The sequence below is a fragment of the Rhodococcus sp. NPDC006774 genome (assembly GCF_040636045.1).
Taxonomy (GTDB): domain Bacteria; phylum Actinomycetota; class Actinomycetes; order Mycobacteriales; family Mycobacteriaceae; genus Rhodococcoides.
In genome coordinates this window covers 20,975-42,501 of record NZ_JBEYIW010000027.1, presented here as the reverse complement: position 1 = coordinate 42,501, position 21,527 = coordinate 20,975, and the positions used below count along the sequence as shown (strand labels likewise).

The following is a 21,527-nucleotide window of genomic DNA, read 5'->3' as shown; positions in this document are numbered from 1 at the left end:
ATCAGCTCTCACAGTGACGGTGTGCGCTGCGACGGAGGGTTGGAACTCCCCTCGTTCACCGCTCCGGTGATGGTGTCGGGTGTGAGGTCGAGTCGACGCAGTAATTGTGCGTTCGCAGCGACGATGATCGTCGACAGCGACATCAGGATCGCGCCGATCGACATCGGCAGCACGAACCCGACCGGCGCGAGCACTCCTGCCGCGAGCGGAACCGAGATGAGGTTGTATCCCGCTGCCCACCAGAGGTTTTGCTTCATCTTTCGGTACGAGGCGCGCGAGAGTTCGATCACCGACAACACCGACCTCGGGTCGTCGCTGGCGAGGATCACTCCGGCCGATGCGATTGCGACGTCGGTGCCGGCCCCGATCGCGATACCGACATCGGCCTGCGCCAGAGCCGGGGCGTCGTTGACTCCGTCGCCGACCATCGCCACCGTACGGCCTTCGCTCTGGAGTTCAGCGACGTTGTGCGACTTGTCTTCCGGTTTCACCCCGGCGAAGTAGCGGTCCACACCGAGCTCGGTGGCGACGGACTTCGCGACGGCGTCGGCATCACCGGTGATCATCACGACCGCGATTCCTCGCGCGTGCAGCGCGTCTACCGCAGTGCGTGACTCGGACCGGATCTCATCGGCGAGCGCGAGGGCACCGATCACGGCCCCGTCGGCGAGGACGTGCAGGATGATCGCCCCGTCCCCGCGCCACCGGTCGGCGACAGCGAGTTCGGATCCGTGTTCCTGCTCGAGCAGTGCCGGCCCGCCGACCTGGATCCGGACGCCGTCGACGTCGGCTGCGACCCCGACGGCGGGGGACGACTGAAAGCCGGCTGCAGCCGGGACCGTCAGGTTCCGCGCGCGTGCGGCCTCGACGATGGCACGGGCGAGTGGATGTTCGGAATCTGCTTCTGCGGCAGCGGCCAGCGCGAGAACGTTGTCGGCGGTGCGCCCGCCGGTCACCTCGACTGCGGTGACGGTGGGTTCACCCTTGGTGAGGGTCCCGGTCTTGTCGAACAGCACGGTGTCCACCGTGCGCATGGTTTCGAGTGCGAGCCGGTCCTTGACCAGAACACCGCCGCGGGCGGCGCGTTCGGTGGCGATGGAGACCACCAGCGGAATCGCCAGTCCGAGTGCGTGCGGGCAGGCGATGACCAGCACGGTGATGGTGCGGATGACGGCGTCGTCGGGCATCCCGACCAGAGTCCACACCGCAGCGGTGATGATCGCGGCACCGAGAGCGAACCAGAACAGCCAGCCAGCGGCGGTGTCCGCGATGCGCTGAGCGCGCGAGGTCGAGTTCTGGGCGTCGGCGACCAAGCGGCCGATGCCGGCGAGGGCGGTGTCCTCCCCTACTGCAGTGACCTGGACGCGCAGACCTGAGTCGGTGGCGACAGTGCCGGCGACGACTTGATCGCCGTCGCTGCGGCGGACGGTGCGTGATTCCCCGGTGATCATCGATTCGTCCATGCTCGCCGATCCGGAGACGATGGTGCCGTCCGCCGGTACGCGGCCGCCGGGGCGGACGACAACGACATCACCGAGCTGCAGCTCGGACGGGGGCACCGGCACCACATCGTCGCCCTCGACGCGTTCGGCGACATCCGGGAGCAACGCCGCCAACGAGTCCAGAGCGGAGGTGGTCTGGGCGAGTGATCTCATCTCGATCCAGTGCCCGAGCAGCATGATCACGATCAGCAGGGCCAGTTCCCACCAGAAGTCGAGCTGATGATCGAGCAGGCCGAGGCTCGCTCCCATCGACGCAATGAATGCGACGGTAATCGCCAGGGCGATGAGCAGCATCATTCCCGGTGCACGGGAACGGATTTCGCTGACTGCTCCGGAGAGGAACGGAGACCCGCCCCAGGCGTACATCACCGTTCCGAACACCGGAGAGACCCAGGCAATCCACGCTGCGTCGGGCAATGAGTAGCCGAGGAGCATCGCGAACATGTTCGAGGCAACGATCACCGGAACGGCAAGGACCAGCATGACCCAGAACAGGCGACGAAACATACCGACGTGATCACCGTGACCGGTGTGCCCGCCGTGCTCTGCGTTGTGCCCGCCGGTGTCGTGGTCCGACTGCGGAGTCGCCTTCTCTGCCCCGTCCGTGTGCATTTCGGGTCCTTCTTCATGCCCGCTGTGCTGCAGTCTGTTCGGCGGATCCGTCCGCGCGGAGTCGACGTCGGAGTGTGTGTGATCGTTCATCGTGCAGTCCTCTCATCCATCGAGTTCGATATCCATTCATCCCATGAACTCGTGGGTTCTGGTTCGGCTGTGTATTCGGCGTCGAGGGCGACAATGATCTGCGCCTGGACGAGCGCGGCTGCACTGGTGACCGTGAATGTCCCTGCCGCCGCCGATAACGCGACAGTGTCCATTCCGATCACGGCGTTGACGTCGTTGCGGACCGACGGCTCACAGTGGCCGTACATCAATACCGGCGTAACTGACAGTGCGTGATGATCATGCGTAGCTTTCGACATCTCGGACAACATATACCCCATAGGGGTATATGTTGATCAAGTCGAACCATACCCCTTCCTGATCCCATTGGGAAGAACCGTCAGGGTGTTGTCAACGCGTGAGCGCCAGTCGGCTGGCCACCAGGTGCACCCGCGGTCGCTGTCATGCTCACGGACGGGCATGGATGTCGATACCGATTCGGTCAAGGGGCGCATGCATCCGCGGCACAGCTGAGCCTTACAGCGACGGGCGTACCTGCACACGCGCGTGGATCATCGGCGTTCGCTGCGATTTCCGTTACGAGTCTTCTCACCGACTGGAGGCAGGGCAGGGCGAATTACGCCGTGTCACGGCGCGCATGGCGAGCCCGCGTGTCGACTCTCGAAGATCGCGGAACTGCTCGTTCGGTCGATCGCTGACGCCGCAGATCGGACGGTGGAGCGATACTGTCTCGTTCACCATGGGGCTGCGGCGCCGCCGATGTAGCGTTGAGTAAGTCGTAGATGGGTGTATCACTCACGTTCGGTTCCACTTTCGATCTGATCGTTTCGGTGCGCCTTCGAACGCGCCGACAGTTGCCGCTCACCGGCCCCGGGCGAGCCCTGCCCTACCGGCCAGCCGGCGCGCACCGACATATCCAGTCCGCAAACTCGGTCACATGCGGTGAAAATGCCTGCCCGTCACACCGCAGTTGCTCTTTACCGAGTGTCGGCACGCTTGCGCAGCGCAGCGGTCGCCAATTCTGCGACCGCTGCGCGATAGAAATCTCGATCTATCTCCCCGGCCGCGAATCTACGATCGAGGATTTCCTGCGCGTCCTCCCCCGATTGCGGGCGAGCGGACATCAGCCGAACCGCACCCCAGATCAACAGAGCGATCACGACCAGCCAGAACGCGGCCATTCCTGCCATCATCGTCCATCCGCCACTCATGGTGCCCATATTCATCATTGCTGCTCCTCACTCTCGCACCAGCCACCTGCTGACCTGCGGAGTGTGGTCATCCCGCAGCTCCTACTATAACGCTTAGTAGTTCAGCTACTATCGAGCATAGTAGTTGACTGCTGTCGAGACGCCGTCGCCCGGACAGGCGATGATGGAGGCAACCTGTGGGAAAGAAATCCAGCAAGTCGCGATCGAAAGCGCACAAACGACGAACCACGGCGACACGATCCGGGGGCGGCCCACCGGCTCCCCACCCCGGTGCCATACGTACTGAGCCCCAGCCAAGGCATCCCCTCTCAGCGGTGGCCCCACATTCTGCGGTCAGCGTCGCCGCCGCCGATTATCTTCGAAGCAGGGGCCACTCGCCCGGCAGCGGTGCACTCCATCCCACTGTCGCCCGGGCTTTCGCGCCGGACTCCACTACCCCACCGCGAGCGTCGGCCCAGGCCGCAGAACCGACGATCGATACTGCAGCGCCGCCGGAGCGCCCACGTGCCCGCACGCCTGAAGCTGTTGCGCCCGCACCGCAGAGTTACGCACCCAAGCGCTCACCAGCCACCAGTTGTACCGATGAGATTTCCCAGGTCGAGCCGCTGGGGCTTGCGGTGACGTACTGGGGTGTCGGCGGGGCCGATGCCGAGCCCAGCCACGACGTGGCGATTCGCTTCACTGGATCGCGGGTGGAAGTCGAGGGCCATGCATCGACCGAGAAGGTCGGTTTCGATCGGACTCTGGTCGTGAAATCACGTCCTGCCGCTGGAGGCCGGTTCGCCGCGACCACCCGTATTCAGGGCATTGCCAGCGGAGAGTGGGAGGTGAGTGCGCGACGCATCGACGGGGGCGCAGACAGTAGCGAACGGCAGCAGAACTCTGTGCTCACCGCGCGCACTGCGCTACTGACATACGGTCCCGCTGTGCGGGTGTGGAGTTGGCCGGCGTTGGTAGCCGCGGGAGCGGTGGTTGCATTGATTGTTCAGGGATTCCTGCTCTCACGCATGGATGCCAATGTTGCTGCTGCTGTTGCAATTTCAGCTCTGAGTTGCATTCTGGGATATATCGGTGCCAAGGTTTGGTACTTGATCTTGCACCGTCGACCGATATCTACTTTCATCCGCGCAGGAGCGTGCATACAAGGCTTCCTCCTCGTTTCGCTCGGCACCTTGGTCATCGGCGGAGCACTCGGGGGTATGGACGTCGGCGCAGTCCTGGATGCAACCACCCCGGGATTGTTTCTCGGCATGGCGATCGGTCGTCCGGGATGCTTCTTGGCGGGCTGCTGTTCGGGGCGTCCGACTCGATCTCGGTGGGGCCTGTTTTCGTCCGATCGCACCCTGGCGACGAGGAGGATTCCGGTTCAGCTCTACGAGGCCGCTGCAGCCCTGTTGATCGCGGGAGTTGCGCTCGCCGCGGTACTTCAGGTCGACCTTCCCGTCGGAGGGCTGGTCTTCCTGGGGAGTATTGCCGCATACACATTGGTCCGGCAAGGCCTGTTTCTGTTTCGAGTGGACGCGCACACTCGTCGAGGCCGACTCACTGTCTCGCTCATCTGCTGCGCGGTCCTCATCGGCGTCCTCGCAGCGTCGCAGGTGCTCTCGTGATCACCGAACGTATTTTTATTCGTGTGCCTTTCGGTGATCACCTCGATGCGATGGCACCGCATTCGGTGTCCCGATCGACGCTCCGTAGTCCGGCATCGATACTGACTGTCCTCGTCCTTGCACTCGCTGGATGTACCGGCGGCGAGGCCACTGAGCCCAGTGCGTCGATGCCCGTCGCTACGCGGGCAGAACTGCTCGATCCCGCTGACTTCGCCGCCGCAATCGCCGATCCCGCCCGAGTCACGATCAACGTCCATACCCCCAACGAGGGCCAGCTCCCGGGAACCGACTCGAGCCTTCCCTTCGACCAGATCCGACAACAGGCCGCGACGTTGCCGCCCGACCGGACCACACCGCTGGCGATCTACTGCCGTACCGGGACAATGAGCGCCACCGCTGCGAAAGAACTGGCCTCTCTCGGCTACACCGATGTCGTCGAACTACAAGGCGGCATGCTCGCGTGGCGAAACACCGGACGAACCATCGAAGAATGATCAATCACCTTCCGCAGTGCCGACCCCGGAGGTCGAGCACCAGAACGTGTCCGATGAAATCGGATGCCGAGATCGTCTTGGTCAGGGTTTACCAGGTCGGGACCGGACACTTCGCCGATGGTCCCGCTACTGCCGGGAAGTGAACCTATCGGTTTGCCAGCGGGCGCAAACGACGTCGAACGGGCCCCCTCCCCGTACCGCCGAATCAGAACCTCTCGCGCATGCTGTCCCGCTCAGCGCTACCAGCGCAGGGATGCCGCCGCTTGCGGAATGCCTTCTCGGCGGTGCTTCGGCTCCGTCGGCCGACTCGCTCACGATCGACAACGTATGGACGTGCTGGCAGCGCGCGATGTCAGGCGAAGAACGAGACGGCCGGTCGTCGGAAGACGCGGGCGGCCCCTACACCGAGGCGTACAAGCGTGAGCGCCGCCGTCAAGGTCGGGGTTGGGTGGTCCTGATGGCGGGTGTCGTGATCGGTGCGACCCACGTCGTAATTCATCTCGGGCAGCTTCGGTTTCTTCCGAGCGCCGGATGGCAGGATCTCGCGGTCGGCTATCCGATGGCGATGGTCCTCGCGCTCGTCGGTCTCATGATGATCGCTTCCCGCACCCGAAAGCCGAGGGGCGAGTATTGCGGACTCGCTCCCGTGATCTGTAGTGCCGCGCGGGGCATTTCATCCCACCGCGCAGGATGCCAACGTCATGGCCCCCAGCAGGGCCACTACTGGTAACGCAGGCAGGGCAACGGCGGTGCACGCTACGAACGCCCGCGCCCACCGGAGGGGAGCATGCGGGATCACTCGGTCCACGGCGAGACGATCGAGCCGCACAACGGTGGCATCGGAAACCATACCGAGGGCGGGCAGAGGAACAGGGTGCGGGCGCAGCGAAGTCAGAGCGCGCCGCACGGGGTCTCGTCCGTGCGAGCGGGCTGCGCGGGCGTCCGCGTCGAGTTCGACCAGAGCGCGCACGAGCGAAGGTGACGCTCGCATGATCGGTAGCCACGGAAACGCATAGGCCACCGACTCGGCAATGCCTACGAGCAGATGATGCCGGCCATCGATGTGTGCACGTTCGTGTGCGAGGACCGCCTCGACTTCAGCAGGCGTCAACTGCGTACGCAGCCCCTCGCTGGCCACGACCATCGCCGGTCGTCCCGCGACGCTGTACGCGAGAGGACTGTCCAACGGAAGCCACAAGGTCGACGCGGGTTGATTCGAACCGGAAAACCCGACGCCTCCAGCGATGATGCGCAGCAGATCGATGTGCCGCTCGTACACTCGCCGTCGCTCACACACTGCGCGCCTCAGGTGGACGATCCAGCGGACTGCGCCGCAGCCCAACATCGCAATCCCGACAACCCCGACGATGGCCTCGACGCGGGCAGGTATGTCGCCCTGAAGGGCGAGCCAGCATTGGTGTGCGATGTCGACCAGGGTCGTCACGCCCCCATGACTGGGGATCGCACTGAGCACGACCGGTACCGCAATGCTGACCAAGGTGCCCACAACGAGCGCCGACCACGTCAAGAGCGTGACGTGCGCATCGATACCTCTGTCGATCATCGACCTCATCAGCAATGGCGCGGCAGCCGCAACCAACAGCCCACCGAGGGCCCACAGGAGTACGGCAGTCACCTCTGACGCTCTTTCAGACCGCGGGTGAGCACCTTCGATTCGTCATCGGAAGCGCCGCGGGCGAAGTGCAGCAGCACGCTCGTCGGGTCGCCGGTCGATTCGAGAAGTATTCGCAAGGCGTCGGAGGCGGCTTCTTCCCTGCTTCGGGTGGCTTCGTACCAATATGCCCGTCCGTTGCGTTGTCGGTGTACCCAGCCTTTACGGTGCAAATTGTCGAGCACCGTCTGAATCGTGGTGTACGCCGGTTCTCGACCGTCCTCGAGTTGATCGATGACATCACGAACCCGGACTGCGGCGCTGGTATTCCACACCACGTCCATCACCAGAGCTTCGAGCTCTCCCAAACCCTGCATGAGTGCCTCCTAGGCGCGTGTTCACTCTATCCCGTCGAACGAGCCAGCTACGTGATCCTTCGGTAGCGAGCACCCTGGTCCGAGAGGTTTGCATGCCTCGAATACGAATGCGGCCGTAGGCTCACGCCAGGTAGGACACCGATGTCATCATTCCCGCTTCCCCGTGATAGAGGTTGTGGCAGTGCAGAAGCCACTGGCCGGGATTGTCGGTGTCGAAGTCGACTTCGACAGTTTGGTTCGGCAAGACCAGCGAGGTGTCCTTCCGGGGGCCTGATCCGGCACCGTTGACAACCTCGAAGGTGTGTCCGTGCAGATGCATGGGATGAAACATCGTGGTGGCGTTGACGAAGCGAAGTCGTACTCTTTCGCCTTCGCGAACGTCGAGGGGGGTGTGCTGCTCGTACGTCTCACCGTTGAGCGTCCAGGTGTACCCGCCCATCTCCATCCCGAGAGCGATGTCGTACGTGCGATCCGGCTCGCGTGCGGACAAGCGGACCGTATCGAGCGACCTCAGTCGATCAGCCATCACCGGGGCTGCAGAGAGTTCGGCAGGCCGGACTGAGGACTGCGGCGCGGCGCCTGGCCCGGTACGCAACACAGCGAACCCGCTCCCGTCCTTACCTTCCGCGGCGGCGACAATCGGAAACGCCCCGTCCTGCAAGGTGATGATTGCGTCGTAACGCTCTCCCATCCCTATCAACAAGCATTGCGCCTGCTCGGGCTGAACCGGAAATCCGTCGCTGTGAGTAACAGTGAGAGGATGCCCCCCCACTGCGAAACGGAAGGCCGTGTCGGCAGCTGCGTTGATGATGCGCAGGCGCAGCCGCTGGCCCGGTTGTCCGCCGAGCACGATGGGATCGGCCCCGATCTTGCCGTTGATCAGGTAGTACGGGTAGCTCACGTCGCCGGTGTCGCCACCGAGAGGCGACTGGGCGGTGGGCGCGCTCATCGACATGCCGCCCATCGACATGCCCTCGCTGCGCAGCCGCTCGAGTTCTCGATCGGGGTCGCCGGCTACCCCGTCGAGCCAGTCGTCCAGGACCAGGACGGCTTCGAGGTCGTAGTCCGAGCCGTCGGCGGGGTCCTCGACGATCAGCGGTGCATACAGTCCTCTGTCGAGTTGGGTACCGACGTGAGGGTGAAAGAAGTACGTGCCCGCGTCGGGCACGGTGAAGTCGTAGCCGAACGAGTCACCGGAAGCCACAGCCGGCTGAGTCAGGCCCGGCACTCCGTCCATGTCGTTGCGCAAGGCGATTCCGTGCCAATGGATCGTCGTCTCCTGCTCGAGGCGGTTGTCGAGCTGTGCGCGCAACACATCACCTCGGCTCAGGCGAATCTCGGCACCGGGGAGTCTGTCGCCGAAAGTCCAGGTCTGTACCTGCACTCCGCCGAGGTCGATCGTGCTGGGCTGAGCACTCAAGGAAATATCGACTTGTCTGCCGGTAGCCGAGCGGCGCGCGTCCTCGGCCTGTCCCACCACATCGGAGTCCGGTCCGACGACTGCTGTTGCGGACGAGCCATTGCCGCATGCCCCCAACACGACGGCACTCGTTCCGGCCGCGCTCAGCGCGAGAAAGTTGCGGCGCGTGAGCGAGAACGCACCTGCCCGCTGCCCGGTCATACACATCTCCCAATTCTGTAGAAGTCCGTCCGCCGGCGGGCGTTCGATCCTCGCCGCGTTGCTGGTGCTGGTGCTCGTGCTCGTGCTCGTGCTGAGATCAGCGCACAAGCGCTGTTACCGCCTCCCGCACCTGACTCGGGTCGTAGAACACCGGCGTCGAGGTGATGCGCTCGATCGTTCCATCGCTCTGAACCAAGAAACTCAGGGGCAGGACAGGGGGCGCGTCAAGTGTCTGCAACGCCGCGTCGGCCTGATCGAACGAGGGATAGTGCACTCCCAGCTCGGTGAGCAGGCTCAATGCCGCATCGGCATCGTCTTGGACGTTGAGACCGACGACCCGAACCGCATCCGGTTCTGCGGCGTACTGGGCCAGAACCGGAATCTCCTGTCTACACGGACCGCACCACGACGCCCAGACATTGAGCAATGTGGGTTGCCCAGCCAGGGAGGTCCCCAGATCGGATAAGTCCGACGTTCCCAAGCATCGTGCGGACGTACCGACGAGCTCGCCAGTTACGGGGGACGGAACCGGCGACGAGGTCGGGCACGGCTCGAGGGCAGCACGGGTAGCGATCACTGCCGACGGGAGATCCTCGTCCTCGACGTGAGGTGCCGATCCTGCGGACCCCACCGACTGGGTCGAGGGATCTCGAGACCACAATGCCAGCGCTCCAACAACTGTCACGATGACGATGATCGCAAGTAGGGACCAGCGTGTCGTCACCCGCTGCACCCTGCACCTCTGTCTCGTTCACCTCGACGATGTCTTCCGGTCTGTCAGCGTCATACTACACGATCTACTATCTTCGATAGTAGCAACGTGGATCCTGCACGCCGTCAACGCTTTCGCGGCCCCCTTCACCCTCGGGCCTCACAGTGCCAGCACACAGCTCTCCGGCCGTTCGCCGAAGACGACCGTCCCCATCGAGGCGCACGATGAAGGCCGTCCAGCGACGCCGAGTCCTTCTGGCGCAGAAGATATTACGTACATGAACCCCGGCTCCCGAGAAACAACCCGACGATCGAAATGGGTCGCAGGGTGCGAATGTTACCGATGTAATTCACTGTGACTGATGGTGCTTGTGCGGAAAGAGTGTAATAGTGATGCGGCGTGTCGCCTTGACTCGAAGGCGACCTGAATTACTGCCAGGTATGCAGTTGCCGTCCAGGAGGACCACCGACATGAGACCTCTACCCTCGTCCTCGTACATGGCGCACCGAACTCGGTGGGGTACTCGCATCCTCGTCGGTACCGCGTTCGTGGGAGGCATCCTCGCGCTGGCACCCACGGCGTCTGCAGCCCCGGACGCCGATCCGGCTGCGCCGCCGCCTGCCTTCCCCGCGCAGGCCCAATCGGACCCGCACGTCCAACAGGAGGTCCTCGATCTCGTCGTCGGCGCACTACGCGAGATTCGCGCCAACGGTGCTCTCGACGACCTGGCCGGCCCACAGAGCCGCATCGTCTCCTGCCTCGTGGGCACGATCGGAGCCACCGATACAGCTGACGGACCAACGGGAGCCCTTTCGCGACTGATCCCCTGTCTCGCGCCGATCGACGACATCGACCCCACAGTTCTCCCCCGACTGGTGTCGTCGATGGACGTCGCCACACTTGCATCCACACTCGCGGCCGCCGAGACTCCCCACGATCCGGCCACCCCGCACACCTCGTCGCGCGCACATGCGGCGGTCCCACCCGGCAGGTCGAACGCCGAGCCCTCGACCGAACAACCGACCGCCCAAGGCACCCAGGACACTCAGGACCCCGAGTCGGCCGCCGAGTCGGCCGACTCGGCGACGCCCGAACTGCCCGCGCTCGAACCCGACGCCACTGTGCCTGAAACGTCGGCACCCGGCACGTCATCTGAAACAACGACACCCGAAACCACGACACCCGAGGCGGGCGATCATTCGTCGGCCGCCCCGCAATCCCCTACCGGCACAACAGGGTCGAGCAACGGAAAGTATCGTGCGCCGACAACAGGAACGTTGACCTCGACCTTCGGCGACGGCCGCGCCCATCAAGGAATCGACATCGCCAACTCCACCGGTACACCGATCGTCGCCGTTGCGGACGGCGAGGTGATCAGCGCGGGACCGGCCCAGGGCTTCGGACTCTGGGTGCGTATACGCCACGATGACGGCACCGTAACGACCTACGGGCACAACAACGACAACCTCGTGACCGTAGGTCAACGCGTCACTGCTGGTGAAGAAATTGCGACGGTAGGAAACCGGGGTATCTCCACCGGTCCACATCTGCACTTCGAGGTCGACACACCCGCCGGCAACAAGGTCGACCCCAGACCCTGGCTCGCGGAACGCGGAGCCACCATCACCGGTTCGGATCGTGACTCGTAGCCGAGCCTCGACCGCACGGCCCGCCGATGGGAACGAATTCCGCACTGTTGCACTGACTTCGGATGCGTCTCTGCGGTCTCGTTTTCACCATCAGACCTGAACCCTCGGTGCCTCGACATGTTCAGCGGGAGCGCAGTACGATCGCCCGCATTCCGGTAAGTTCGCCGTACCTACTGCGAGCCCGAGAGGTGAAACGGGGGCCTACGACCGAACAGCCGCGTCGGACAGCGCGACACCCCGAGAGGCGAGCCACTCCTGAGGATCGACCTTGCTCCCCGCCGCGTCGACGACCTCGAAATGCAGGTGAGGCCCGGTCGATTGGCCACGATTGCCGACGGTGGCGATCTGCTCACCGGCTTGTACTCGTTGCCCCACTGTCACCAAGGTTTGATCGATGTGCCCGTAGACCGTTGTCGTTCCATCGTCATGTTGAAGACGTACCCAGAGGCCGAATCCGTCTGCAGGACCGGAGTCGAGCACGGTAGCGTCGGCTGCCGCGTAGACGGGAGTTCCGATAGCGTTGGCGATGTCGAGCCCGGTGTGCGTAGTCCCCCATCGTGGACCGAAATCCGAGGTCAGGGTCCCGGCGACCGGACGAACGACGAGTGGTCGCAGCGCCGCTGCATCACGCGCAGCGCTCTCCTCTGCCCTTCGTTGCCCCTTCGCCAACTGCTCGATCGCATCGTTGATATTGGAGATCTCCGGTATGGCGAGGATCTGAGGCAAGTATTCGGCCACCGGGTCCTGCATCGGTGTCGCTTCGTGCACGGGGACTGCCTGCGCCTGTGCGGGACTCGCATATTGGGCACCCGCCGTGACCAGAGCGCCCGCTGCCACCGCAATACCGACAGCGACACTGCCGCGGCGCTCGGTGGCGCGCGCCCGAGCGCGATGCCGCCCTCTCGGCGTCACCGCCACTCCCTGCACGTCACAGTCCATCAACTGTCGACGTCGGTCGGTCATGCGGGTCATACGGTGTTGTGCCACAGCAGAGTCCTCGGTAATCGAATGGAGCGAGGCGTAATCATCGACGTGCGCACCTCACTGATGTATCGAACGGATCACGACGCGATAACGAAAAGATACACGACGAGTGGGGTAATTACTATCATGGTTAGTAGTTCGATGTCCCCCGCAGTGGTTTCGTGCCTCACAGCGCGGTAGCACCGGACGTCGACGGTCGGAGACCATCGGCCGGCGAACGCTGCCTTCTCCATGCGAGAGCACACCCCACGACAGCAAGAACGACCGCGGCGTACTCCGGAAGCGGTCCCAGCTTTGTCGCCCACGTCGATCTCGTTTCCAGGGCAACATCAGCGACCAACGTCTGCGCAGTGAACAAGCCCGAACGATCTGCGACCTTCCCCTGTGGGTCGATGACGGCACTGACCCCACTGGTCGCCGCAACGAGAACAGTCCTGTTGTGCTCGACCGCCCGCAGCCGCGACATCGCCAACTGCTGGTAGGTCATGTCGGTGCGCCCGAACGTCGCATTGTTGGTGGGGACCGTGATCAGCTGCGCCCCCGCACGCACGGACTCAGTGACCAGGTCATCGAACGCGACCTCGTAACACGTGGCGACGGCCGTCGGAATTCCGGCGATATCGACGACACCGTCGCCCGACCCGGGAACGAAGTTACCGGCCTGCGAGGCGTACGAGGACAACGCCGTCATCACAGATCGCATCGGGAGATACTCTCCGAAAGGAACAAGTTTGCGTTTGTCGTGTCGCTCCCCCGGTCCGAGTACCGGATCCCACACGATCGAGGTATTCGTCGAGGTGCCGTCGTCGTTGCCAAGGACCGCACCGACCAGAATCGGCACCCCGACCGACCGCGCTGCAGCGTCGATCCCGGCAGTGGCGTCGGCATTGCGCAGCGGATCGATATCGGATGCATTCTCCGGCCAGATCACCAGGTCGGGAGCGGGCACACTGCCGACGGTGATGTCGTCCCCGAGTTGCCTTGTTCGCTCGATGTGATTGTCGAGAACTGCTCGACGTTGCGAGTTGAAGTCCAGACCCAACCGCGGAACGTTGCCTTGCACAACGGCGACCGTCGCACGCGCTGCGCCTGCGTCGCCAGCGGGAGTGAGCGCGAAAGCCAGAGCTGGCACGATCACTACAGTGGCCACCGATCCGACTGCGAATCGCGACGTCGGCGAGCGTACCTGGCGGACCACACTGGCCAGTGCCGCGCCGATCACTGCGACTGCGAAAGATACACCGGGCGCACCGGCGAACGCGGCAAGCGAGAGCAGAGGGCCGTCTGCTTGGGCGAAAGCTAGTTTCCCCCACGGAAATCCCCCGAACGGAATCCGTGCGCGCAGACCTTCGGTGGCGGTCCAGATCGCGGCGATCCACAGCGGTTCGAAGCGCAACCCGGACACTGCGGCCGCTGCAGCGCAGAACAGTGCCACTGCTATCGCTTGGATCGCCGCGAGCGCCAGCCACGGCGGGGCACCGACGTAGACACCCACCCAGGGCAGCAGAGGCAGAAAGAACGCCAATCCCGACAGATACCCGTAGAAGAACGCCGCCCGGATGGAACGGCCGCGGATGACGAGAACAAGAACCCCGACACCCAACGGCGCGAGGAACCACAGCGACCGAGGTGGAAAGCCCGCGTACAACAGCACACCAGCAGATACCGCACACGATGACCTGCCTGCTATCGCGGTGAACACACGGCGACGTCGGGTTCGTCGGTGACGGTTCACTGTTGTTGCGCTGGACTCGATATCGAGCATGCCTGCATGGCTCTTTTCTCATGTACGGCATAGCGCCACCTGACCACCCTCGGTTACTACTATGCACGATAGTAGTAACAGCGGTGAGCCCGGACCGGCTCCCCCGCCGACACCGCGCCTCTGCGACGTCGATGCATACCCCGGGATATCGACCGCGCACCTTCGCTGTGCCCTTTGTCCTTCGCGGTGCCCTTCGTGGCCGGGCATCGACCGGTGCACGGACCACCCTCGGCTCGCACAAGATGCGTGCTGGACCCCGGGATGGAGACTGGCTTCTACCGCGCCGCAGCACGCCGACATATGCGGGTGCATCTGCTCTGGCGGCCATCATGATCACCGCCCCGATCGTCCTGGCCGTGTTCGACGTGACCAGAAACATGTGGTGCCTGCGGGCGGGCGGTGTGACCGCCCGATTCGGCGGCGGCACATCAGGGGCACCCTGAATGGGTTTGGGCCAACCCAGTTTCCGGCTGCTACCGTCGAGGCGTTGTGAGAATCTCTGCGCTGGGCCCGCCGCGCCTGCGGACGGTTATCGCAGTCGCCGCTGTCCTGTATTTGTTGGCTCACACCATCGCTCAATGCGGCATCGCCTGGGAACAGGACCATCACAGCGACGGCGTACACATCGTTTCGTCCTCGTCTCAGGCCGCCGCGGAACTCTCCCCCAACCACGCGCACATCGACGACGGATCGCCCCACATGGCGCACGATACGAACACCGTCATCGCAATGCCCCGATCCGACAACCCGCCCCGCCCATCGACCATCGCCGCGGTCGCAGCGATGGCCTTCGCTGTGGTGTTGGTGGCGATGTCTGCCCCGCGCATTTCGCGAGCCCCACCGGATCTACCCATTCCGATCCGGCACGGCCGAACCGTCTTGAACGAACTCTGTATCAACAGGTGCTGATCAGCAGCCCGCGGGCCATCCGAGGACTTCTCCTCTCATGGCCCAGTTCGTGCTGCCCATCACTCACTTACTGCGCTCCTCGCAGATCACATACAGGGACTACTCATCATGAACAGTGCTGTTCGCTCCACACTCGTGCCACCGTCCTCCGCCGGCCACATGTTGGCGACCGCCAAGAACTGCCCGGAACCGAGCACAATGGTCGGCAACACGCCCGTTCTGTGGATCGGTGAACCGTTCGCGGACTCCGGCCGCGGCTTCTGGGCGAAACTCGAAGGCAGCAATCCCGGTGGGATGAAAGACCGCCCCGCGCTGCACATGGTCGAAAAAGCCAAGGCCCGCGGCGACCTCGCTCCCGGCGCGATGATCATCGAATCCACCAGCGGAACCCTCGGCCTGGGTCTGGCCCTGGCCGGGATCACCCATCACCACCCCGTCACCCTCGTCGCCGACCCGGGACTGGAACCGATCGTGCACCGGATGCTCGCCGCGTACGGTGCCCGCGTCGAACTGGTCACCACACCGCACCCCGACGGCGGCTGGCAGCAGGCCCGGCGTGAGAAGGTCCGTGAGCTCCTCGATACACATCCAGGGTCGTGGTGCCCGGATCAGTACACCAACCCGGACAATGTCGAGGCGTACGAGTCGCTCGCTCACGAACTCATCGCCCAGCTCGGACGCGTCGACACCTTGGTTTGCTCGGTGGGCACCGGAGGGCACTCCGCCGGGGTGGCCCGGGTGCTCCGGCAGTTCTGCCCCGACCTGAAACTGGTCGGTGTCGACACCATCGGATCGACGATCTTCGGGCAACCCGCCAGCACTCGGCTCATGCGCGGGTTGGGTTCGAGCATCTATCCCGACAACATCGACTATCCCGCCTTCGACGAGGTGCACTGGGTGGCCCCGCACGAAGCGGTGTGGTCGTGCCGCACCCTGGCGGCGACGCACCACGCCAGCGGCGGCTGGAGCGTCGGGGCCGTCGCCCTCGCGGCCGGCTGGATCGCTCGCACCAGCCCGCCGGAGACCCGGGTCGCGGCCGTCTTCCCCGACGGACCGCAGCGCTACTTCGACACCATCTACAACGACGACTACTGCACCGAGCACGGCCTGCTCGACGTTGACCCGCCGACCGAGCCGACGACCATCGCCCACCCCACCGATGAGACTGTGACGTCGTGGACGCGGTGCGCCACCGTCGTCGATCCCACCGTCGTCGATCCCACCGAGAGCGTTCGATGAAAACTTTTCTGACCAAGTTCCGTAGCTTCGACCGGCCCAGCCAGGTGTTGATGGTCAACCAGTTCTCCATCAACGTCGGTTTCTACATGCTGATGCCGTACCTGGCCGGGTATCTGGCCGGTTCCCTGGGCCTGGCGGCGTGGGCGGTCGGGCTGGTGCTGGGGATGCGGAACTTCTCCCAGCAAGGGATGTTCCTGCTCGGCGGCACCCTCGCCGACCGCCTCGGATACAAACCCCTGATCGTCGCCGGCTGCCTGCTGCGAGTTGCCGGTTTCGTACTGCTCGCGGCCGTGGAATCGCTGCCGGCGATCCTGCTCGCCTCGGCCGCGACCGGGTTCGCCGGTGCGCTGTTCAACCCGGCCGTGCGGGCGTATCTGGCCGCCGACGCAGGGCCACGGCGGGTCGAGGCGTTCGCGGTGTTCAACGTGTTCTATCAGGCCGGGATTCTGCTGGGCCCGTTGATCGGTCTCGCTCTGACCACCCTCGACTTCCGAGTCACCTCACTGGCAGCGGCCGCGATTTTTGCTGTTCTGACGATCGTGCAGATTTGGACGCTCCCCGCGCACCGGGCCGAGACGACCGGGGCCACGACATCGGTACTCGAGGACTGGCGGGTGGTGATGGCCAACCGACCCTTCGTGCTGTTCGCGCTGGCGATGATCGGATCCTACGTGCTTTCGTTCCAGATCTATCTTGCGCTGCCGCTGCAGGCTGCGGTGGTAGTCGGTAACGGCAGGTCCGACACCGCTCTGGTGACCTCGTTGTTCGTGGTCTCCGGCGTGGTCGCGATCGCCGGGCAGTTCCGGATCACGTCCTGGTTGTCCCGCAGGTGGGGTTCGGGGCGAAGCGTGGTGGTCGGTATGGCAATCATGGCGCTGGCGTTCCTCCCGCTGATCGTGCTGCCGAGCCCGGCCGCGCTGGGCGGGTGGGCCGCCGCCGGTGCCCTGGTGTTCACCGCTGCACTGTTGGCGGTCGGCACCGCCGCGGTGTTTCCGTTCGAGATGGACACGGTGGTGACCCTGTCGGGCGGGAAGCTGGTGGCCACCCATTACGGGTTCTACAACACCATCGTCGGGGTCGGCATCCTGCTCGGCAACCTGGGTACAGGAGCCGTCTTCGGGCTTCTCAGCGACGCGCATCTGGGTGCACTGATCTGGGCGATACTGACCCTGGTCGGGGCGGCATCTGTGGCCGCTCTCTATGCGCTCGATCGATCCGACCGGCTCACCCCACCCCCCACCGAGACCACGGTGACCGAAAGCGGCGAGGTACCGGCCACCGGCTAGCGGCAGTGCACGCCGAGAAGTGGCCTGCATTGCCCACACCCGAGACCTCGACGATGGTTGCCGAACAGAGGGTGTGACGCGGCACCGTTCACGACTATCCACCGACCGGTGGCCCGCATTCACACGAATGCGGGCCACCCACGCCTCAGGCGGGGGTGTTGCGGTGACGTTGGAGGCGACGGACGACGGGGTAACCCGTGACCACCCCGAGGACGATACCGATTTGCATGAGCATCCAGAACGCAGCGTCGGTGGCCGGTGGCATGGTCTCGGTGTAGTACAGCAGCAGCATCCAGCCACCCATCCCGAGGTCGAACGCCAGTACGGTCAGTGCAGCGACGCCGAGCGCAGCCACGACAGAACGCCGAATGGATTGCCTGCGTACCGACTACCGGTGTGATGGCCGAACGCTCGTATACGAAGAGCATGATCGTGGCCAGTATGGCGATGACGATGATCATCACCCAAAGAACACTCTGTCCGCACGAGATTCGACGTCGGCAAGGACGGAAGCGACATCATCGAGAAGATTGTGGGCATCTCTGCGCGCGCGTAATCCGCGTTCGTAGTAGCCGGAGTCGAGGACGCCCGCCGATGCAGGCTCTGGTGCGACGTTCGATTCTGGGTGCCGCTCCCGCATCCGAGGGCGGTGTTCCGGTCAGTGCCCAGGGTCATGCCGTAGCACCGGTGCGGCACATCTCGTTGCATACCGTAGGGGGGTATGGTAAATCTGTAAGTGGGTCGCGACGACCTCGATCACATTCCGAATCGAAGAAAGAAGGGCATCGATGAACACCACCGTCACCGTCACCGGAATGACCTGCGGGCACTGCGTCTCCTCGGTCCGAGAGGAGATCAGCGGCATCCCCGGTGTGACCGCCGTGAATGTCGACCTCGCGAGCGGCCGAGTCGATATCGACTCGGACACCCCGATCGAGCAGACGGCCATCGCCCACGCAGTCGACGAGGCCGGCTACCAGCTCGCCTCCTGATCGACACCAGACCCGGACAGGAGATTCGCACGATGAACGCATCATCGAAGTTCGTCGGATTCACCATCGCCCTAGCCGCGGTCTTCGGGCTCGCCTTCGGAGCCGGGGACGCCTTCGGCCCCGAAGGTGCCGCACCACCCGACACACACGACACCTCGACTCACGACGCCGCCGCGGTGTCCACTGCGGGCGGGCCCGTCGCCAATCAGAGACCTGGAGGATTGATGGTCACCGACAGCAGATACGCCGCGGTGCCCGCCGCCTCGGAGCCGATGCCCGCCGGGCACGGACACTGACACACCACCACACCCCGAGAGGAGCGACGATGAATCCCGTCACGCACCACCCCACCGCCGACGGCCGGGTCGAACTCGACATCGGTGGTATGACCTGCGCCTCCTGCGCGAACCGGATCGAGAAAAAGCTCAACAAGCTCGACGGTGTCACCGCGACGGTGAACTACGCCACCGAAAAAGCACGCGTCGACTACGTCGGTGATGTCTCGACCGAGGATCTCGTGGGCACCGTCGAGCAGGCCGGCTACACCGCCACGGTCCCCGCGCCCGCCGCCTCCTCCACCGACCCCGACGCGGCCGGGCCAGCCGAGATCGACCCCACCGCCTCGCTGCGCCAACGCCTGCTCATATCGCTGGTGCTCAGCGTGCCGGTGATCGCGATGGCCATGGTTCCGGCACTGCAGTTCACCAACTGGCAGTGGCTTTCCCTGACCCTCGCCGCACCCGTGGTGGTGTGGGGGGCATGGCCGTTCCACAAGGCCGCCTTCACCAATCTGCGGCACGCCACCTCAACGATGGACACCCTGATCTCGATGGGCACCATCGCAGCACTGGGGTGGTCGTTGTATGCCCTGTTCTGGGGCACCGCCGGAACGGCCGGCATGACACACCCGTTCGAGCTGACCATCTCCCGCTCCGACGGGGCCGGCAACATCTACCTCGAGGCCGCAGCCGGAGTCACCACCTTCATCCTCGCCGGCCGCTACTTCGAAGCACGCTCCAAGCGACGCGCCGGTGCCGCCCTGCGTGCCCTGCTCGAGCTCGGTGCCAAGGAAGTCTCCGTCCTGCGCGAGGGTGTCGAACAGCGCATCCCCACCGATCAACTCATCGTCGGTGACGAGTTCGTCGTCCGCCCCGGGGAGAAGATCGCCACCGACGGCGTGGTCGCCGACGGCTCTTCCGCGGTCGACAATTCGATGTTGACCGGCGAATCCGTGCCCGTCGAGGTAGGACCCGATGATCTGGTCGTCGGCGCGACGGTCAACGTCGGTGGCCGAATCGTGGTCCGGGCGACCCGCATCGGCTCGGACACCCAGCTCGCACAGATGGCGAAACTCGTCGAAGACGCTCAGACCGGTAAAGCCCAAGCTCAGCGTCTGGCCGACAAGATCTCCGGAGTCTTCGTCCCGATCGTGATCGCCCTTGCCGCGGCGACACTCGGCTTCTGGATCGGCACCGGCGGTGGGATCGCGGCCGCGTTCACCGCAGCCGTCGCCGTCCTGATCATCGCCTGCCCGTGTGCCCTCGGCCTGGCCACCCCGACCGCGCTGATGGTCGGCACCGGCCGCGGCGCTCAGCTCGGCATCCTGATCAAGGGTCCCGAAGTGCTCGAATCGACCCGCCGTGTCGACACCGTGGTACTCGACAAGACCGGCACCGTCACCACCGGCAAGATGACTCTGCTCGACGTGATCACCGCCGACGGCGAGGACACCGCGCAGGTGCTGCGCCTGGCCGGTGCACTCGAAGATTCGTCCGAGCACCCCATCGCCCAGGCCATCGCCAAAGGTGCCCGCGAGAAGGTCGGAGCCCTGCCACCGGTGGAGCAGTTTATAAATATCGAAGGCCTCGGGGTGCAGGGCATAGTCGACGACCACGCAATGATCGTCGGACGGGCCCGCCTCCTCGCCGACCGGGCGCAGCAGCTGCCGGACGAACTCGAAAGTGCGATGCGTGCAGCCGAATCCGAGGGCAAGACCGCCGTCGCAGTCGGTTGGGACGGTCGGGCTCGCGGAGTACTGGTCGTCGCCGACGCGGTCAAACCCACCTCCGCCGAGGCGATCGAGCAGCTGCGGGGCCTGGGTTTGACGCCGATCATGCTCACCGGCGACAACGCAGCCGCCGCGCGTGCCATCGCCGACCAGGTCGGCATCCACGAAGTGATCGCGGAGGTGCTGCCCGCAGACAAGGTGGACGTCGTCAAAAGGCTGCAGGAGCAGGGCAAGGTAGTGGCGATGGTCGGCGACGGCGTGAACGACGCCGCCGCGTTGGCGCAGGCCGACCTCGGTCTGGCGATGGGCACCGGTACCGACGTTGCGATCGAAGCCAGCGATCTGACGTTGGTGCGCGGTGATCTGCGCGCAGCAGCGGATGCTATCCGCCTGTCCCGCCGAACGTTGGGCACCATCAAGGGCAACTTGTTCTGGGCGTTCGCCTACAACGTGGCCGCCCTCCCCTTGGCTGCGGCCGGGCTGCTCAATCCGATGCTGGCCGGTGCAGCGATGGCGTTCTCGTCGGTGTTCGTGGTCAGCAACAGCTTGCGGTTGCGCCGGTTCAAGTCCCTCACCGGATAACCGCGCGGGTAGAACAAGCACCCAAAAGGCTGGGGTGGGCGTGGCATGCAGGCGCGCCACCCCACCCCACCGCTACAACCCCGATGCAGCCTACGAAAGGAGAGGGCCATGTCCTTCGTGACAACGACCTTGGTGCAGATCACCCGGCACCCGGCGACCCGAGCGGTGGCCCGCTGCGCGGTGATGTGCGCTGCGGCGGCGGCCCAGCGACGACTCGACGGACCGACCCTCTCGCGCCATACCCCGGGCGGGCATAATCGAGGATGCTCGGCATGACACTCGGATTCCAGGAG

General features: G+C 64.7%; 22 protein-coding genes. 11 read left to right on the top strand and 11 right to left on the bottom strand.

The genetic code is table 11. The annotated features are described in order from the left end of the window. Positions 1-8 precede the first annotated feature (8 nt). From ABZ677_RS25290 to ABZ677_RS25280, 3 genes are all read right to left on the bottom strand, one after another. Complete coding sequence (locus tag ABZ677_RS25290) at positions 9-2,114, bottom strand: heavy metal translocating P-type ATPase (protein WP_230593579.1); 2,106 nt, start codon at positions 2,112-2,114, stop codon at positions 9-11. Positions 2,115-2,200: 86 nt separating this feature from the next. Next, positions 2,201-2,482 (bottom strand): hypothetical protein, encoded by a 282-nt coding sequence (locus ABZ677_RS25285; protein ID WP_045841178.1) that lies wholly within the window; start codon positions 2,480-2,482, stop codon positions 2,201-2,203. Between the two features lie 678 nt (positions 2,483-3,160). Then, entirely contained in the window at positions 3,161-3,412 is a 252-nt protein-coding gene (locus tag ABZ677_RS25280; RefSeq protein WP_032401334.1) for a hypothetical protein, read from the bottom strand. Positions 3,413-3,708: 296 nt separating this feature from the next. Here ABZ677_RS25280 and ABZ677_RS25275 point away from each other — a divergent pair, with 296 nt between their 5' ends. Then, positions 3,709-5,004 carry a prolipoprotein diacylglyceryl transferase family protein gene (locus ABZ677_RS25275; RefSeq protein WP_358374389.1) on the top strand — a complete coding sequence of 432 codons (1,296 nt, stop codon included), beginning with the start codon at positions 3,709-3,711 and terminating at the stop codon, positions 5,002-5,004. Next, on the top strand, positions 5,001-5,498 hold the full coding sequence (locus ABZ677_RS25270; RefSeq protein ID WP_358374386.1) for a rhodanese-like domain-containing protein: 498 nt from the start codon (positions 5,001-5,003) through the stop codon (positions 5,496-5,498). Before ABZ677_RS25275 ends, ABZ677_RS25270 begins: the two co-directional genes overlap by 4 nt. 352 nt (positions 5,499-5,850) lie before the next feature. Here the strand turns inward: ABZ677_RS25270 and ABZ677_RS25265 are convergent, their stop codons facing one another. From ABZ677_RS25265 to ABZ677_RS25245, 5 genes are all read right to left on the bottom strand, one after another. Then, a complete protein-coding gene (locus ABZ677_RS25265; protein ID WP_156516238.1) occupies positions 5,851-5,997 on the bottom strand; it encodes a hypothetical protein in 147 nt (48 codons plus the stop codon). A gap of 174 nt (positions 5,998-6,171) precedes the next feature. Further along, the gene (locus ABZ677_RS25260; protein ID WP_032375712.1) at positions 6,172-7,134 is read right to left on the bottom strand and encodes a M56 family metallopeptidase; all 963 of its coding nucleotides are present in this window, start codon (positions 7,132-7,134) and stop codon (positions 6,172-6,174) included. Next, on the bottom strand, positions 7,131-7,487 hold the full coding sequence (locus ABZ677_RS25255) for a BlaI/MecI/CopY family transcriptional regulator (RefSeq protein WP_032375711.1): 357 nt from the start codon (positions 7,485-7,487) through the stop codon (positions 7,131-7,133). The genes ABZ677_RS25260 and ABZ677_RS25255 overlap by 4 nt, the downstream gene beginning before the upstream one ends. 121 nt (positions 7,488-7,608) lie before the next feature. Beyond that, positions 7,609-9,108, bottom strand: a complete 1,500-nt coding sequence (locus tag ABZ677_RS25250) for a multicopper oxidase family protein (RefSeq protein WP_358374382.1) — start codon at positions 9,106-9,108, stop codon at positions 7,609-7,611. Between the two features lie 97 nt (positions 9,109-9,205). Further along, positions 9,206-9,793: a TlpA disulfide reductase family protein gene (locus ABZ677_RS25245; RefSeq protein ID WP_080733473.1), complete on the bottom strand. Its 588-nt coding sequence runs from the start codon at positions 9,791-9,793 to the stop codon at positions 9,206-9,208. Between the two features lie 497 nt (positions 9,794-10,290). Between ABZ677_RS25245 and ABZ677_RS25240 the strand changes: the two genes are divergently transcribed. Beyond that, the gene (locus tag ABZ677_RS25240; RefSeq protein ID WP_241258385.1) at positions 10,291-11,469 is read left to right on the top strand and encodes a M23 family metallopeptidase; all 1,179 of its coding nucleotides are present in this window, start codon (positions 10,291-10,293) and stop codon (positions 11,467-11,469) included. Between the two features lie 201 nt (positions 11,470-11,670). On the opposite strand, the gene ABZ677_RS25235 is transcribed toward ABZ677_RS25240, so the two are convergent. Next, positions 11,671-12,456 (bottom strand): M23 family metallopeptidase, encoded by a 786-nt coding sequence (locus ABZ677_RS25235; protein WP_243597146.1) that lies wholly within the window; start codon positions 12,454-12,456, stop codon positions 11,671-11,673. Between the two features lie 163 nt (positions 12,457-12,619). Further along, entirely contained in the window at positions 12,620-14,155 is a 1,536-nt protein-coding gene (gene lnt, locus ABZ677_RS25230) for an apolipoprotein N-acyltransferase (protein WP_314145665.1), read from the bottom strand. A gap of 305 nt (positions 14,156-14,460) precedes the next feature. Here lnt and ABZ677_RS25225 point away from each other — a divergent pair, with 305 nt between their 5' ends. The 4 genes from ABZ677_RS25225 to ABZ677_RS25210 all read left to right on the top strand — a co-directional run bounded on the left by ABZ677_RS25225 (position 14,461) and on the right by ABZ677_RS25210 (position 17,652). Then, entirely contained in the window at positions 14,461-14,661 is a 201-nt protein-coding gene (locus ABZ677_RS25225) for a hypothetical protein (RefSeq protein WP_141215005.1), read from the top strand. 46 nt (positions 14,662-14,707) lie between these two features. Then, entirely contained in the window at positions 14,708-15,127 is a 420-nt protein-coding gene (locus ABZ677_RS25220) for a hypothetical protein (protein ID WP_230593569.1), read from the top strand. Positions 15,128-15,286: 159 nt separating this feature from the next. After that, positions 15,287-16,366: a PLP-dependent cysteine synthase family protein gene (locus ABZ677_RS25215; protein WP_230558241.1), complete on the top strand. Its 1,080-nt coding sequence runs from the start codon at positions 15,287-15,289 to the stop codon at positions 16,364-16,366. Beyond that, positions 16,363-17,652 carry an MFS transporter gene (locus ABZ677_RS25210; protein WP_032375707.1) on the top strand — a complete coding sequence of 430 codons (1,290 nt, stop codon included), beginning with the start codon at positions 16,363-16,365 and terminating at the stop codon, positions 17,650-17,652. The genes ABZ677_RS25215 and ABZ677_RS25210 overlap by 4 nt, the downstream gene beginning before the upstream one ends. A 145-nt stretch (positions 17,653-17,797) precedes the next feature. On the opposite strand, the gene ABZ677_RS25205 is transcribed toward ABZ677_RS25210, so the two are convergent. After that, the gene (locus ABZ677_RS25205) at positions 17,798-18,022 is read right to left on the bottom strand and encodes a DUF4396 domain-containing protein (protein WP_094648397.1); all 225 of its coding nucleotides are present in this window, start codon (positions 18,020-18,022) and stop codon (positions 17,798-17,800) included. 418 nt (positions 18,023-18,440) lie between these two features. Between ABZ677_RS25205 and ABZ677_RS25200 the strand changes: the two genes are divergently transcribed. From ABZ677_RS25200 to ABZ677_RS25185, 4 genes are all read left to right on the top strand, one after another. Beyond that, a complete protein-coding gene (locus ABZ677_RS25200; RefSeq protein ID WP_032375705.1) occupies positions 18,441-18,644 on the top strand; it encodes a heavy metal-associated domain-containing protein in 204 nt (67 codons plus the stop codon). A gap of 32 nt (positions 18,645-18,676) precedes the next feature. Continuing rightward, on the top strand, positions 18,677-18,940 hold the full coding sequence (locus ABZ677_RS25195; protein ID WP_032375704.1) for a hypothetical protein: 264 nt from the start codon (positions 18,677-18,679) through the stop codon (positions 18,938-18,940). A gap of 29 nt (positions 18,941-18,969) precedes the next feature. Continuing rightward, positions 18,970-21,234: a heavy metal translocating P-type ATPase gene (locus ABZ677_RS25190; protein ID WP_094648396.1), complete on the top strand. Its 2,265-nt coding sequence runs from the start codon at positions 18,970-18,972 to the stop codon at positions 21,232-21,234. A gap of 108 nt (positions 21,235-21,342) precedes the next feature. After that, a complete protein-coding gene (locus ABZ677_RS25185; protein WP_155288777.1) occupies positions 21,343-21,510 on the top strand; it encodes a hypothetical protein in 168 nt (55 codons plus the stop codon). The last annotated feature ends 17 nt before the right edge of the window (positions 21,511-21,527 follow it).

Coding starts and splice junctions, on each gene's coding strand:
- ABZ677_RS25280 (WP_032401334.1), bottom strand. CDS start 3,412: ATGATGAATATGGGCACCATGAGTGGCGGATGGACGATGATGGCAGGA.
- ABZ677_RS25215 (WP_230558241.1), top strand. CDS start 15,287: ATGTTGGCGACCGCCAAGAACTGCCCGGAACCGAGCACAATGGTCGGC.
- ABZ677_RS25210 (WP_032375707.1), top strand. CDS start 16,363: ATGAAAACTTTTCTGACCAAGTTCCGTAGCTTCGACCGGCCCAGCCAG.
- ABZ677_RS25255 (WP_032375711.1), bottom strand. CDS start 7,487: ATGCAGGGTTTGGGAGAGCTCGAAGCTCTGGTGATGGACGTGGTGTGG.
- ABZ677_RS25240 (WP_241258385.1), top strand. CDS start 10,291: ATGAGACCTCTACCCTCGTCCTCGTACATGGCGCACCGAACTCGGTGG.
- ABZ677_RS25290 (WP_230593579.1), bottom strand. CDS start 2,114: ATGCACACGGACGGGGCAGAGAAGGCGACTCCGCAGTCGGACCACGAC.
- ABZ677_RS25195 (WP_032375704.1), top strand. CDS start 18,677: ATGAACGCATCATCGAAGTTCGTCGGATTCACCATCGCCCTAGCCGCG.
- ABZ677_RS25190 (WP_094648396.1), top strand. CDS start 18,970: ATGAATCCCGTCACGCACCACCCCACCGCCGACGGCCGGGTCGAACTC.
- ABZ677_RS25250 (WP_358374382.1), bottom strand. CDS start 9,108: ATGACCGGGCAGCGGGCAGGTGCGTTCTCGCTCACGCGCCGCAACTTT.
- ABZ677_RS25225 (WP_141215005.1), top strand. CDS start 14,461: ATGCGTGCTGGACCCCGGGATGGAGACTGGCTTCTACCGCGCCGCAGC.
- ABZ677_RS25285 (WP_045841178.1), bottom strand. CDS start 2,482: ATGTCGAAAGCTACGCATGATCATCACGCACTGTCAGTTACGCCGGTA.
- ABZ677_RS25200 (WP_032375705.1), top strand. CDS start 18,441: ATGAACACCACCGTCACCGTCACCGGAATGACCTGCGGGCACTGCGTC.
- ABZ677_RS25265 (WP_156516238.1), bottom strand. CDS start 5,997: ATGAATTACGACGTGGGTCGCACCGATCACGACACCCGCCATCAGGAC.
- ABZ677_RS25185 (WP_155288777.1), top strand. CDS start 21,343: ATGTCCTTCGTGACAACGACCTTGGTGCAGATCACCCGGCACCCGGCG.